Source organism: Vibrio sp. TRT 2004, assembly GCF_050113735.1.
GTDB lineage: Bacteria > Pseudomonadota > Gammaproteobacteria > Enterobacterales > Vibrionaceae > Vibrio.
Genome location: NZ_JBNJOH010000025.1, coordinates 14359 through 28263, shown reverse-complemented (window position 1 = coordinate 28263; position 13905 = coordinate 14359). Strand labels below are relative to the sequence as shown.

Annotated in this window: 16 protein-coding genes; 1 reads left to right on the top strand and 15 read right to left on the bottom strand. The window is 45.8% G+C overall.

From position 1 onward, the window contains the following. Nucleotides 1-9: 9 nt before the first annotated feature. The 10 genes from rpsC to rnr form a co-directional block, all read right to left on the bottom strand. Nucleotides 10-708 carry a 30S ribosomal protein S3 gene (rpsC, locus tag ACQEXR_RS11575; protein WP_114787361.1) on the bottom strand — a complete coding sequence of 233 codons (699 nt, stop codon included), beginning with the start codon at nucleotides 706-708 and terminating at the stop codon, nucleotides 10-12. 19 nt (nucleotides 709-727) lie between these two features. Next, nucleotides 728-1060 (bottom strand): 50S ribosomal protein L22, encoded by a 333-nt coding sequence (gene rplV / locus ACQEXR_RS11570; protein ID WP_004410462.1) that lies wholly within the window; start codon nucleotides 1058-1060, stop codon nucleotides 728-730. A 10-nt stretch (nucleotides 1061-1070) separates the two neighbouring features. Then, nucleotides 1071-1349, bottom strand: coding sequence for a 30S ribosomal protein S19 (gene rpsS, locus ACQEXR_RS11565; RefSeq protein WP_004745876.1), 279 nt, complete (start codon nucleotides 1347-1349; stop codon nucleotides 1071-1073). 21 nt (nucleotides 1350-1370) lie between these two features. Then, nucleotides 1371-2195 (bottom strand): 50S ribosomal protein L2, encoded by an 825-nt coding sequence (rplB, locus tag ACQEXR_RS11560; protein ID WP_138972779.1) that lies wholly within the window; start codon nucleotides 2193-2195, stop codon nucleotides 1371-1373. A 16-nt stretch (nucleotides 2196-2211) separates the two neighbouring features. Then, the gene (gene rplW, locus ACQEXR_RS11555) at nucleotides 2212-2514 is read right to left on the bottom strand and encodes a 50S ribosomal protein L23 (RefSeq protein WP_093278415.1); all 303 of its coding nucleotides are present in this window, start codon (nucleotides 2512-2514) and stop codon (nucleotides 2212-2214) included. After that, nucleotides 2511-3113, bottom strand: a complete 603-nt coding sequence (gene rplD, locus ACQEXR_RS11550) for a 50S ribosomal protein L4 (RefSeq protein WP_138972778.1) — start codon at nucleotides 3111-3113, stop codon at nucleotides 2511-2513. Before rplD ends, rplW begins: the two co-directional genes overlap by 4 nt. Nucleotides 3114-3130: 17 nt before the next feature. Next, nucleotides 3131-3760 (bottom strand): 50S ribosomal protein L3, encoded by a 630-nt coding sequence (gene rplC, locus ACQEXR_RS11545; RefSeq protein WP_138972777.1) that lies wholly within the window; start codon nucleotides 3758-3760, stop codon nucleotides 3131-3133. Between the two features lie 14 nt (nucleotides 3761-3774). Further along, nucleotides 3775-4086, bottom strand: a complete 312-nt coding sequence (gene rpsJ / locus ACQEXR_RS11540; protein WP_004410492.1) for a 30S ribosomal protein S10 — start codon at nucleotides 4084-4086, stop codon at nucleotides 3775-3777. Between the two features lie 600 nt (nucleotides 4087-4686). Then, on the bottom strand, nucleotides 4687-5424 hold the full coding sequence (gene rlmB / locus ACQEXR_RS11535; protein WP_138972776.1) for a 23S rRNA (guanosine(2251)-2'-O)-methyltransferase RlmB: 738 nt from the start codon (nucleotides 5422-5424) through the stop codon (nucleotides 4687-4689). 21 nt (nucleotides 5425-5445) lie between these two features. Beyond that, nucleotides 5446-7890 (bottom strand): ribonuclease R, encoded by a 2445-nt coding sequence (gene rnr / locus ACQEXR_RS11530; protein ID WP_426952968.1) that lies wholly within the window; start codon nucleotides 7888-7890, stop codon nucleotides 5446-5448. A gap of 252 nt (nucleotides 7891-8142) precedes the next feature. Between rnr and ACQEXR_RS11525 the strand changes: the two genes are divergently transcribed. Beyond that, the gene (locus ACQEXR_RS11525) at nucleotides 8143-9546 is read left to right on the top strand and encodes an amidohydrolase (RefSeq protein ID WP_427020376.1); all 1404 of its coding nucleotides are present in this window, start codon (nucleotides 8143-8145) and stop codon (nucleotides 9544-9546) included. Nucleotides 9547-9637: 91 nt separating this feature from the next. Here ACQEXR_RS11525 and motX read toward each other — a convergent pair whose 3' ends face one another. The 5 genes from motX to ACQEXR_RS11500 all read right to left on the bottom strand — a co-directional run bounded on the left by motX (nucleotide 9638) and on the right by ACQEXR_RS11500 (nucleotide 13904). After that, entirely contained in the window at nucleotides 9638-10276 is a 639-nt protein-coding gene (gene motX / locus ACQEXR_RS11520; protein ID WP_426952970.1) for a flagellar protein MotX, read from the bottom strand. Nucleotides 10277-10502: 226 nt separating this feature from the next. Continuing rightward, complete coding sequence (locus ACQEXR_RS11515; RefSeq protein WP_138972773.1) at nucleotides 10503-11819, bottom strand: adenylosuccinate synthase; 1317 nt, start codon at nucleotides 11817-11819, stop codon at nucleotides 10503-10505. A 172-nt stretch (nucleotides 11820-11991) separates the two neighbouring features. Then, nucleotides 11992-12933: an isoaspartyl peptidase/L-asparaginase gene (locus ACQEXR_RS11510; protein WP_331427449.1), complete on the bottom strand. Its 942-nt coding sequence runs from the start codon at nucleotides 12931-12933 to the stop codon at nucleotides 11992-11994. A gap of 101 nt (nucleotides 12934-13034) precedes the next feature. Continuing rightward, nucleotides 13035-13616, bottom strand: a complete 582-nt coding sequence (slyD, locus tag ACQEXR_RS11505) for a peptidylprolyl isomerase (protein ID WP_138972771.1) — start codon at nucleotides 13614-13616, stop codon at nucleotides 13035-13037. Between the two features lie 93 nt (nucleotides 13617-13709). Continuing rightward, nucleotides 13710-13904 (bottom strand): YheV family putative zinc ribbon protein, encoded by a 195-nt coding sequence (locus ACQEXR_RS11500; RefSeq protein ID WP_138972770.1) that lies wholly within the window; start codon nucleotides 13902-13904, stop codon nucleotides 13710-13712. Nucleotide 13905 lies beyond the last annotated feature (1 nt).

The following is a 13905-nucleotide window of genomic DNA, read 5'->3' as shown; positions in this document are numbered from 1 at the left end:
GTCGACTCCTTACTTACGGCCTTTGCGCTGCTTCTTAGGCTTATCGCCTTTAGGCTCTACAGCGTTAGCTGCTGGCATACCGCCTAGAATCTCACCTTTGAAGATCCAAACTTTAATGCCGATCACACCGTATTGGGTGTGAGCCGAAGAAGTTGCGTAATCAATGTCAGCACGTAGAGTGTGTAGAGGTACACGACCTTCACGGTACCACTCAGAACGTGCAATTTCAGCGCCGCCTAGACGACCGCTTACTTCTACTTTGATGCCTTTAGCGCCTAGACGCATAGCGTTTTGTACCGCGCGCTTCATAGCACGACGGAACATAACACGACGCTCTAGCTGAGACGCGATGCTATCACCAACAAGCTGTGCATCTAACTCAGGTTTACGTACTTCAGCGATGTTAATTTGCGCTGGTACACCTGCGATTTTAGCTACAGCTGCACGTAGTTTTTCTACGTCTTCACCTTTCTTACCGATTACTACGCCTGGACGAGCAGTGTGAATAGTCACACGGATGCTCTTAGCAGGACGCTCGATAACGATGCGTGAAAGTGATGCTTTTTTCAGTTCACTTGTAAGGAACTGACGTACCTTGAAGTCGCCGTCTAGGTTGTCAGCGAATTCTTTGGTGTTAGCAAACCATGTAGCATTCCAAGGCTTAACGATGCCTAAACGAATACCATTAGGATGTACTTTTTGACCCATTGCTTACTCTCCTAGTCTCTTAGCGATCTGCTACAACAACAGTGATGTGGCTTGAACGCTTCAAGATACGATCCGCACGACCTTTAGCACGAGGCATAATACGCTTCATGATTGGGCCTTCATCTACGAAGATTTTTGCGACATTTAGATCGTCAATATCTGCGCCTTCATTGTGCTCCGCGTTAGCGATAGCTGACTCAAGAACTTTCTTGATCAGTTCAGCAGCTTTTTTGTTGCTGAAAGTCAGGATTTCTAGAGCCTGGTCTACAGATTTTCCACGAATTTGGTCCGCAACTAAGCGAGCTTTCTGAGGCGAAATGCGAGCAAAGTTATGTTTAGCTAGTGCTTCCATCATCTACTCCTTAACGCTTCTTAGCTTTCTTATCCACGACATGGCCGCGGTAAGTACGTGTTGGTGCGAATTCACCCAGTTTGTGACCGATCATTTCTTCGGTTACGAATACTGGTACGTGCTGACGACCATTATGGACAGCGATGGTCAAACCGATCATCGTAGGGATGATCATTGAACGACGGGACCAAGTCTTAATAGGCTTTTTGTCTCCGCTTTCCACCGCTTTCTCTACCTTCTTCAGCAAGTGTAGGTCAATAAATGGACCTTTCTTGAGAGAACGTGGCATGGCGATTCCTCTTTAAATAGATTACTTGTTACGACGACGTACGATGTACTTGTCAGTGCGTTTGTTCTTACGAGTCTTGAAGCCTTTAGTTGGCTGACCCCATGGTGAAACTGGGTGACGACCACCAGAAGTACGGCCTTCACCACCACCGTGTGGGTGGTCTACTGGGTTCATCACAACACCACGAACGGTTGGACGAACACCGCGCCAGCGGTTAGCACCAGCTTTACCAAGTTCACGTAGCATGTGCTCAGAGTTACCAACTTCACCGATTGTTGCACGGCCTTCAGATAGTACTTTGCGCATTTCGCCAGAACGTAGACGGATAGTTACGTATGCACCGTCGCGAGCAACGATTTGAGCATATGCACCAGCCGAACGAGCTAGCTGACCACCTTTACCAGGTTTTAGTTCAACGTTGTGTACAGTTGAACCTACTGGGATGTTACGCATTGGTAGAGTGTTACCAGCTTTGATTGGTGCATCAACACCAGACTGGATAGCATCACCAGCTTGAACACCTTTAGGTGCTAGGATGTAACGACGCTCACCGTCTGCGTACAGAACTAGAGCGATGTTAGCGCTACGGTTTGGATCGTATTCTAGACGCTCAACTTTCGCTGGGATACCGTCTTTAGTACGTTTGAAGTCAATTACACGGTAGTGGTGCTTGTGACCACCGCCGATGTGACGTACTGTAATACGACCGTTGTTGTTACGACCACCATTCTTAGAGTTTTTCTCTAGAAGAGGTGCGTATGGCTTGCCCTTGTGTAGGTCAGCGTTAACAACTTTAACAACGTGACGACGACCAGGGGAAGTCGGCTTACATTTAACAATAGCCATTTCTCAACTACTCCTGTTATTCCGCGCCGCCAACGAAGTCAAGATCTTGACCTTCTTTCAAAGTAACGTACGCTTTCTTAACGTCGCTGCGGCGACCTTGGCGTAGACCTTGACGTTTGGTCTTACCCTTATTGATAAGAGTATTTACAGACTTAACTTCAACTTCAAATAGCTTTTCTACAGCTGCTTTGATCTCTTTTTTAGTTGCATCTTTAGCTACTTTGAAAACGATAGTGTTCGCTTTCTCAGCTGCCATAGTTGCTTTTTCAGAGATGTGCGGTGCACGTAGAACTTTTAGGATACGCTCTTCAGTGATCATGCTAGCATCTCCTCAACTTGCTTAACTGCGTCTGCAGTCATTACAACTTTGTCGAACGCGATTAGAGACACTGGGTCGATACCAGCTACGTCACGTGCGTCAACTTTGTATAGGTTACGAGCAGCTAGGAATAGATTTTCATCTACTTCGCTAGTCACGATTAGAGCGTCTGTTAGCTCAAGCTCTTTCAGCTTAGCTACAAGCTCTTTAGTTTTTGGTGCTTCTACTGAGAAGTTATCAACAACGATTAGACGCTCTTGACGAACTAGCTCAGAAAGAATGCTCTTCATAGCACCACGGTACATTTTTTTGTTTACTTTTTGGCTGTGATCTTGTGGTTTCGCAGCAAAAGTAACACCACCTGTACGCCAGATTGGGCTACGAATTGTACCAGCACGAGCACGGCCAGTACCTTTTTGACGCCATGGCTTAGCGCCACCGCCAGATACTTCAGAACGTGTTTTCTGAGCACGTGTACCTTGACGAGCACCTGCTGCGTATGCAACAACTACTTGGTGTACAAGAGCTTCGTTAAACTCACGTCCGAAAGTAGTTTCGGAAACAGTTAGTGCATCAGCACCTTTAACCATTAGTTCCATTACTTACTCCTGAGACGTTATGCTTTAACAGCTGGTTTAACGATCACGTTGCCGCCAGTTGCGCCTGGGACTGCACCTTTAATAAGAAGCAGGTTGCGCTCAGCGTCAACACGTACGATCTCTAGGTTTTGAGTCGTTACACGCTCAGCACCCATGTGACCTGCCATTTTCTTGCCTTTAAATACGCGACCTGGAGTCTGACATTGACCGATAGAACCAGGAGCACGGTGAGACAATGAGTTACCGTGAGTAGCATCTTGAGTGCGGAAGTTCCAACGCTTAACAGCGCCTTGGAAACCTTTACCTTTAGATGTACCAGTAACGTCTACTTTCTTAGTATCGTTGAATAGTTCAACTGTTAGCTCAGCGCCAACTGCAAACTCTTCACCGTTTTCCAAACGGAATTCCCAAAGACCACGACCAGCTTCAACACCTGCTTTAGCAAAGTGACCTGCTTCTGGTTTAGTTACGCGGTTAGCTTTCTTAGCACCAGTAGTAACCTGGATTGCTGCGTAGCCATCTGTCTCAAGAGTTTTAACTTGAGAAACACGGTTAGCTTCAACCTCAACAACTGTTACTGGGATAGAAACGCCTTCTTCAGTAAATACGCGGGTCATGCCCACTTTACGACCGATTAGACCAATCATTCTTCTAATCTCCCTTAACCTAGGCTAATTTGAACGTCAACGCCCGCAGCAAGGTCTAGACGCATTAGAGCATCAACAGTTTTGTCTGTTGGCTCAACGATGTCGATTAGACGCTTGTGAGTACGGATTTCGTACTGGTCACGTGCTTTCTTGTTAACGTGTGGAGAGATAAGAACTGTGAAACGCTCTTTACGAGTAGGTAGTGGGATTGGACCACGAACCTGTGCGCCAGTGCGCTTAGCTGTTTCAACGATTTCCGCTGTAGAAGCATCGATTAGTTTGTAATCGAAAGCTTTTAGGCGGATACGGATACGTTGGTTCTGCATGAGACAGAGCTCCAATATTAAAAATTACACAAACAATATCGCCACTCAGACTCGTTAAAACGAGAGAATGCCGATTGATTTATGTGAAACCGTAGCATCCAAGATTAGGACGCATTGTCAGTTAATTTTCGATCAACCATCCCTATATGTCAGAGTCACCTCTGGGAATAGTTATTCCGAAGAATAGATAGCTAATTGTATTAACCGCGAACATAAGCTGAGTTTACATTACCTGACAAATCAATAAGATAAGTCAGCTCCTCGCTGCTCATTGGTTCACAACTGGCTTAACCAGTGCGCTGCATTATACAGATCACAGTTTTAGTTGCAATAGGTTGTTGGAAAAATAAATGGGGGACGAGATGCGAGATGCGAGATGCGAGATGCGAGATGCGAGATGCGAGATGCGAGATGCGAGAAAATTTTGAAGGGTTGACAGTGTGGGTCAACCCTTTTTTAGATTCAGACAATTAGACCAAAAGACTAGCCTACACTGCCTGCAACTTTCGACTCGCTCACCACAAGTTCCTCTCGAAGGACGAAGTCCGTTCTAAAATCTCGTAGGGCGAAGCCCGATCTCGGAGCGAAGCGTTCTAGCCGCTATGCGAGTCTCTGGCGTACCGCTTCAAACAAACAAATGCCTGAAGCAACTGATACGTTCAAGCTTGAAACGGTTCCGGCCATAGGGATTTTAATCAGGTCATCACAGGTTTCGCGCGTTAGTCGGCGCATGCCGTCACCCTCAGCCCCCATAACAATAGCAAGTGGGCCAGTCAGTTTCGCTTGATAAATGTCATGAGTCGCTTCACCCGCAGTGCCTACAAACCAAATGCCCTGCTCTTGTAACGTACGCATTGTACGAGCGAGGTTTGTAACTCGAACTAGCGGTACCATTTCAGCCGCACCACAAGCCACTTTACTTACTGTCGCCGTAATGTTGGCAGAGCGGTCTTTAGGCACAATCACCGCAGCCACGCCAGCCGCGTCAGCATTACGCAAACAAGCACCTAGGTTATGCGGATCAGTGACACCATCTAACACCAATAAAAGCGGAGCTTCGTGTTGAGCAAGGATGTCATCAAGGTCATGTTCGTTGAGCTGTTTCGCTGGCTTAACACGAGCCATAATACCTTGGTGGTTTGCCCCACTCGCTTTTTCGTCCAATGTTTTGCGCGTCATCTGTTGGATCGAAACACCACACACGTTAAGTTCATTGAGGATCGGCATCAGGCGATCGTCTTGGCGACCTTTAAGCACAAACGCTTCAATAAAGCGCTCTGGTTCACGACTTAGTACTGCTTTAACTGCGTGAATACCGTAAATATATTCGTTACTCATTTAAAAACCTGTTCGTTTAGTTCACTGTGCTGCTTTTTTGCTACGTTTGGTCTTCTTCGGCTTATTGCCAGCTTTCTTCTTGCGAGCTTTTGTCACCTTAGGCTTTTTCGCTGCCTCTTTAGGTTCAGGTCGCTTAGTCGGCTCGACTTCAGCCGCCGCTCGTCCACCCTTGGTCGCAACACGTTTTTTCTCTTTGGCTTTTCTCTTTGCCTCTGCGACACGTTTCTTGGCCGTCTTTCCTTCGCCGCGTAGCTTACGACTTGTTTCTACTAATTCAAAGTCTATTTGTCTGTCATCCAGATTGACCGACAGGACTTTCACTTTGACCGCATCACCCAAGCGATAAATCGCACCAAAGCTTTCACCGATAAGTCTTTGACCGATCGGATCAAATTGGTAGTAATCATTAGCAAGTGCCGAAATATGCACTAAACCATCAATGTGCAAATCCGTTAAACGAACAAAGAATCCAAAACCGGTAACATTGGCAATAACGCCTTCTAGCTCTTCACCGACGTGGTCTTGCATGTATTCACATTTCAGCCAATCAGAGACTTCACGGGTCGCATCGTCAGCTCGTCGCTCTGTCATCGAACACTGCTCACCGTAAAAATCCATATCATCGAATGAGTAGTGGTATCCCCCTGTCGGTGTCCAACGGTCTTGATTACGCCCCTCTTCTTTCGCGATGAGATACTTGATTGCACGATGTAACAATAAGTCTGGGTAGCGACGAATAGGAGAGGTAAAATGCGCGTAACGTTTCAGTGCCAAACCGAAGTGGCCACAGTTATCCGCGTTGTACACCGCTTGCTTCATTGAACGAAGCAACATGGTTTGAATGAGCTCCCTGTCTTGACGCTCAGCAATCTGTTTAACCAGATCAGCATAGTCTGTTGGTGAAGGCTCCAAACCACCATTGAGGTGCAAGCCCAACTCGCCTAAGAAATCGCGGAAACCTTGTAGGCGAAGCTCACCTGGAGATTCATGAATACGATACAGTGCAGCTTCTTTTGCTTTCTCAACCAAAGATGCTGACGCGATGTTGGCCAAAATCATGCATTCCTCGATGAGCTTATGCGCATCGTTACGAATGACGGGCTCAATACTCTCAATCTTGCGCTCCGCATTGAAAATGAACTTTGTTTCTACCGTTTCGAATTCAATCGCACCACGGTTATCGCGAGCGCGTTTCAGAACTTTATACATTTTGTGCAGTTCTTCTAGGTGAGGAACTAATGGCTCATAACGAGTTCGTAGTTCTTCATTTCCCTCAAGAATGTCATGCACCTTGCTGTAAGTCAGACGAGCATGAGAGTTCATCACCGCTTCGTAGTGTTTGTAGCCCGACAGCTTACCGGACTCTGATATTGTCATTTCACACACCATACACAAGCGGTCAACCTGTGGGTTAAGTGAACAGAGGCCATTTGACAGAACTTCTGGCAACATAGGTACAACTTGCGATGGGAAGTAAACTGAGTTACCACGATTTATTGCTTCTTTATCTAAAGCGGTATCTGGTCTTACGTAGTAGCTCACATCTGCGATGGCGACCCATAAACGCCAACCGCCACCTTTTTTCGCTTCACAGTAAACGGCATCATCGAAGTCACGCGCATCTTCGCCATCGATTGTCACGAGTGGCAGCTCACGGAGGTCAACACGCCCTACTTTGGCTTCTTCAGGCACTTCTTCGCCTAAGTTGGCAATCTGCTTATCAACAGCCTCAGGCCATTCGTGAGGGATCTGATGTGTACGAATCGCAATTTGTGTCTCCATACCCGGCGCCATGTTTTCGCCAAGTACTTCAATAACCTTACCCATCATACCTCGTGAGCGCGTTCCGCGATCGGTGATCTCGATAACAACGACATTACCCATACGTGCACCTGCACGTAAATCGTTCGGGATCAGAATGTCCTGTGAGATTCGAGAGTCATCAGGCACAACATATGAATAGCCATATTCCATAAAGAAACGTCCTACTATTTGTGTCTGACGCTCTTCTAAAACGCGAACTAACCGACCTTCCTTACGTCCGCGCTTAGAGTTTTCTGTTGGCTGAACCAGTACATAATCACCGTGGATGATATTTTTCATTTGGTGATGAGGCAGAACAATATCATTATCCTTGCCCACACTTCCTTCTGGACGAACCCAACCATGACCATCTTTGTGGCCAATTACGTAGCCCTTCACCATCTCCAGTTTTTCTGGCAAGGCGTAGCACTGACGACGCGTAAAGACCAGTTGTCCATCACGCTCCATCGCACGCAGTCTACGACGCAGACCTTCATAGTGCTCTTCTCCATTCAACTGCAATGCGTCAAATAGATCATTGCGGTTCATGGGAACACCCGCTTGATGCAAAAACTCAAGAATAAACTCTCGGCTTGGGATTGGGTTTTCGTAGTTCTCCGACTCACGATCTGCAAATGGGTCGTTAGGAATAATGTCTGACATAGGCGCGCCTAAAATGTAAGGAAGGTTATAGCAACTAGTATATCTGAGTCCCGGTATAAGCTACAGGTCAGCAAGGTTAAAAACGTGTTTTTTCAACGTATTTTTCATAACTTAGCATCGTTTTTCACAAACCTTTACATCATAGGATAAAGATCACATTTCGCTGCAAGCCCTATGGCAAACGATTGCAGCAAGTAAAGAAAGGGGTATGATTCAGGAAAATTTTACTTACCTTTTACCACGAGTATATCTATGAGTATCAAACGCTCCCTTCTTTCAACAGCCATTGCCAGCTTTATTTCTATCTCTGCCTTTGCCAGTGAACAAGTAGACCTAATGATCACTGACGCTATGGTTCTGACCATGAACCAAGACAAAACGATTTACCAAAATGGTACTGTGGTGGTAAATGGCAACAAGATTATCGCGGTGGGTGATAGTGAACTAGCCAAAAAATATCAAGCACTTACCACTCTTGACGTTGATGGCGACATCGTAATGCCAGGTCTAATTAATACTCATACTCATGTTTCAATGACCGTATTTCGTTCACTCGGCGATGACGTCCCTGATCGCCTCCATCGCTACATCTTTCCACTGGAATCAAAGTTAGTCTCTCGCGACATGGTAAGAATTGGCGCAAACCTAGGTAACGTAGAAATGCTCAAAGGGGGCGTAACCACTTACGCTGACATGTACTATTTTGAAGATGAAGTGGCTAAGACTGTTGATCAAATTGGCATGCGTGCAATTCTTGGTGAAACCGTGATTAAGTTTCCTGTCGCTGACGCAGCAAATGCTGATGAAGGCATCAAATACGCACTGAATTTTATTCAACAGTACAAAGATCACCCACGCATTACCCCAGCTTTTGCTCCTCACGCGCCTTACACCAACAGCACTGAGACCTTGCAAAAAGTCGCTAAATTGTCACTTGAGCATGATGTACCAGTCATGATTCACCTTGCTGAATCACATCGTGAAGAAGAGAAGATCGCCGAGCGCGCTAACGGGATGTCCCCCGTTCAATATATGCACAGTATTGGCGCTTTAAATGAGAACCTAGTCGGTGCACATATGATTTTGGTCGATGATGAAGATATCAAACTGGTCAAAGAATCGAATATGGGCGTTGCCCACAATATGAGCGCTAACATCAAATCCGCGAAAGGCGTATCTCCAGCACTCAAGATGTATGATGAAGGCGTACGTATTGGACTAGGTACTGATGGTCCAATGTCGGGTAATACTCTGAGCACAATCGATGAATTTAACCAAGTCGCCAAGGTTCACAAACTGGTCAACAAGGATCGTGCCGCTATGCCACCACTCAAAGTGATCGATATGGCAACGATGGGCGCAGCCAAAGCGTTACACATGGAAGATAAAATTGGCTCACTAGAAGTCGGGAAGTTAGCGGATATTATCGTAGTGGATACCAAAGCGCCGAATATGGTTCCAGTTTACAACCCTTACTCTGCACTGGTTTACTCAGCCAACTCGGCCAATGTACGCCACTCAATTGTTGATGGTAAGCTTCTGATGAAAGACCGTAATATTCTAACGGTCGATGAAGCGGCTATTCGTCAAGAAGCGATTGAATTTACCAAAATCGTGCGCAAGACCGTGATCGATTCCGGTGAGGTTGTTCAATAAACTATCTTTCAAATAACAATGCCCAGCAAACGCTGGGCATTATTATTTCTCAAACCACTCTGAGTGCAGGAAGAGTCGTTGTGATTTTAAACTACCAGAAAGTGTCGCGCTTCTTAGCTCGGGCAACAATGTTCTGCGGCATTCGTCGCTCTAATCCCTGCCTAAGTACACTAATACGCTTATGGGTTCGCTGGTCTGCCGTCACCGAATTATAGAGCCAGCGATAAGCATCTTCGTAATCAAGTGGACTCCCATAATCACGCAGCAATAGCTCCGCCAAATGAATACGAGCATTGAGGTTCCCCATCGATGCCGCTTCACGCAAATATGGAATCGCACGTTCTTTATCTTGCTGAACTAATGTTCCACGAGAATAGTAACGACCAATTTGTTCAAGTGCGGCGGGCAAACCTTGATGAGCAGCATTTTCCATGTAATAGAGACCTAGCTCTACATCCTGCTCAACACAGACCCCCCACGCTAGCATATCTCCGTATAAAAACTCATACGCAGGTAAGCTAATGCGAGTCGCACGTGCAACAATATCCTCAACAAGCTGGCAGTTATCGGCTTTAACGCGTTCTAAATGCTGGTTGTTGTTGATAAGGTTAATTAGTTCGGCTTCGGTATAAATTGGTATCGGCTCACCGATCTCAGACAACTCATTTGCCTGTACCACTGAGGCACTAAACGCCAACACCATCGAAGCAGCTAATTTTCTTAGCTTCATTTTCTGCACTCTTAACTTCGACTATGGACACTAACCCAAGGTCAGCATCAGATTTGCCACTTACGCGGCAAGCTTGATACTAGTATCGGCAATTGGTGCTAACTCTTTAATCAAAATTGCCGCTCTATGGCAAATTGTTGCCATAAGTATCGAGAATCGCAAGAAAAATAGACATAAAAAAACCGGTGCTTAGCACCGGTTTCTAATAACTGATAACAATCAATAATTAAGATTCGAATGGGTGAACCTTGATGATTGTTTCGTTACGGTCAGGACCAGTAGAGATGATATCTACCGTTACGCCTGTTAGCTCTTCAATACGCTTGATGTAATCTAGAGCCGCTTTTGGTAGCGCATCAATAGATGTCGCGCCAAATGTGTTCTCAGACCAACCTGGCATAGTTTCGTAGATTGGTGTCGCTTCTTCAAATGCTTCTGCAGCCATTGGAGAAACTTCTAGGATAGAACCATCTTTCATCTTGTAGCCAGTACAGATTTTTAGCTCTTCCAAACCATCTAGAACGTCTAGTTTAGTTAGACAGAAACCAGAGATAGAGTTGATTTGTACCGCACGGCGCATTGCAACAGCATCGAACCAACCAGTACGACGTAGACGACCCGTTGTCGCGCCGAACTCTTGACCAACACTACCAAGGTGCTTACCTACTGGGTCTTGCTTATCTAGACCATCGTAAAGTTCTGTTGGGAATGGACCAGAACCTACGCGAGTACAGTACGCTTTAGTAATACCAAGAATGTAACCGATGTGACGAGGACCGAAACCAGAACCCGCAGCAACGCCACCAGCAGTTGTGTTAGAAGAAGTTACGTATGGGTATGTACCGTGGTCGATATCTAGCAGTGTGCCTTGAGCACCTTCAAACATGATCTTGTCACCGCGCTTACGTGCTGCATCAAGTTCATTAGTTACGTCGATAACCATAGAAGTAAGTAGGTCAGCGTAACCCATGCATTGCTCTAGAACTTCGTCATAGCTTACTGTTTCAGCTTTGTAGAAGTGCTCTAGCTGGAAGTTATGGAATTCCATTACTTCTTTTAGCTTCTCTGCGAATACTTCTTTATCGAATAGGTCGCCAACACGTAGACCGCGACGAGCAACTTTATCTTCGTAAGCTGGACCGATACCACGACCCGTTGTACCAATTGCTTTGTTACCACGAGCGATTTCACGCGCTTGGTCAATAGCGATATGGTAAGGAAGAATTAGAGGACAAGCTTCAGAAACGAAAAGACGCTCACGCACCGGAATACCGCGCTCTTCTAGAGGCTTCATTTCTTTAATTAAAGCTTCAGGTGATAGTACAACACCATTGCCGATAACACATTTGATGTTATCGCGAAGGATACCTGATGGAATCAAGTGAAGAACGGTTTTTTGACCGTCAATGACTAGAGTGTGGCCTGCATTGTGACCGCCTTGGTAACGAACCACATATTTTGCATCTTCAGTTAAAAGGTCAACAATTTTACCTTTACCTTCGTCACCCCATTGGGTGCCTAGAACGACTACGTTATTTCCCATCTTTCCAGTTCTGATTGCTAGTTAAAAATGGATTCTAGCACCGAATCACATTTCTTGCAGTCATTTTTTAATCATGCAAGTGTAATATGGTGCTAATCCATTAGAGATTAATATAAGGCCGAAATAAATCAGTCCGTTAGGTAAACTTTTAGAGCTATCGTCTTTTTTTGGGCTATTCATCAGCATAGATTTTAACGGTCAAATCACCATTAACATCGATACCTGCGCGATACATTCCCGAGCTATTCATCGAGTAATGTAGCTCTCCTTGAGCATCAACTGCGATTAAGCCGCCTTCCCCACCCATTTGTTTTAATTCACCCTGAATAACGGTTTCACACGCGGTATGAACATCTTGTTTCAAATAACGCATTCTAGCTGCTACATCACCAGCGACCGTTTTACGAATAAAGTATTCACCCATACCGGTTGTTGAGACCGCAACATTACCATTCTCTGCGTAAGTTCCCGCACCAATGATCGATGAATCACCAACACGACCATACTTTTTGTTGGTGATGCCACCAGTGCTTGTCGCTGCGGCTAGATTTCCATACTGATCTAAGGCCACGGCGCCAACGGTGCCGTATTTTTTATCATCTGGGTATTTAGATTCTGAGAGAGCAAAGAGCCCTTTCTCTTTCATTGACAGTAGCTGCTCATAGCGACGCTCGGTGAAAAAGTAGTCTTGCTCGGTATACTCATAGCCGAGTTCAAAAGCGAACTCCTCTGCTCCGTCGCCAATCAGCAATACATGATTGCTGTTTTTCATAACATCACGCGCAAGCTCAATGGGATTGCGAACATGGCGAACTCCAGCAACAGCGCCTGCATCTAGCTCTTTACCGTGCATGACTGAAGCATCCATTTCAACCATCTCTTTGTGGGTCAATACAGATCCTCTACCAGCGTTGAAGTTTACCGAATCCTCTAAAACCTTGACCGCAGCGACGACCGCATCTAGTGCATCGCCTGATTCGAGTAGTATTTTATGACCAGCACGAACAGACGTTTCTAGATCGGCCAAAATCGAAGCTTTCAGCTCTTCACTCATCTGCTCACGTAAAATAGTCCCTGCACCGCCATGAATAGCGATAGAGAAAGGTTGAGTCATCGTCGATATCTCCAGTACATCTCGCGGGTTTAATCATAAAAAAAGGCGCTTCCCAACATAATGGGAAACGCCTTCTCTAACGCTTAGCTAGACACTAACAATTAGTGTGAGCCACAGCTACCGCCACCGCAGCAGCCATCTTTTTTCTCAGCACCGTGGTCATGACCTTCGCCACCACAACAGCCACCCTCGTGGTCATGGTCATGACCACAGCCACCCGCTTGATGAACGTGACCGTGTTCGATTTCTTCTTGAGTCGCTTCACGTACCGCTACAACTTCCACGTCAAATGTTAGCGTTTGACCTGCAAGCATGTGGTTGCCATCAACAACCACTTCATCGCCATCAACTTCTGTTACTTCAACAGGGATTGGACCTTGGTCTGTATCCGCTAGGAAACGCATACCTACTTCAATCTGGTCAACACCTTGGAATACTTCCGCTGGAACGCGTTGTACTAGTGCGTCGTTGTGCTCACCGTAAGCTTCTTCTGGAGAAACTGTCACAGAGAACTTAGCACCTGCTTCTTTACCTTCTAGCGCTGTTTCAAGACCAGTGATTAGGTTGTCATTGCCGTGAAGGTAATCTAGTGGCGCTTCAGCTGTAGATTGATCAACGACTACACCGTCTTCCAGTTTTACTTGGTAAGCAAGACTTACAACTACGTTCTTTTCAATTTTCATATTGACTCCAAGGAGGATAAAGGACCCTAACATTCGTTAGTGTCGGCATACTTTCTACGGGGCATATTATGGGGATGATTTAGAGAAACACAATCAATCCGGCTTAAAAATACCGATCATATTTTGCCCACCATGGTCGCTACTATCAACCGATTGTGGTGTACGTTGATCCTGATGACCGCACTCAACACACTCTACTAATTCAATATTATTCTCTATCCACCAGCGTAAAGTGTCTTGTTGTGAACACTTTGGACAACTAGCGCCTGCGATAAATCTTTTCTTCATT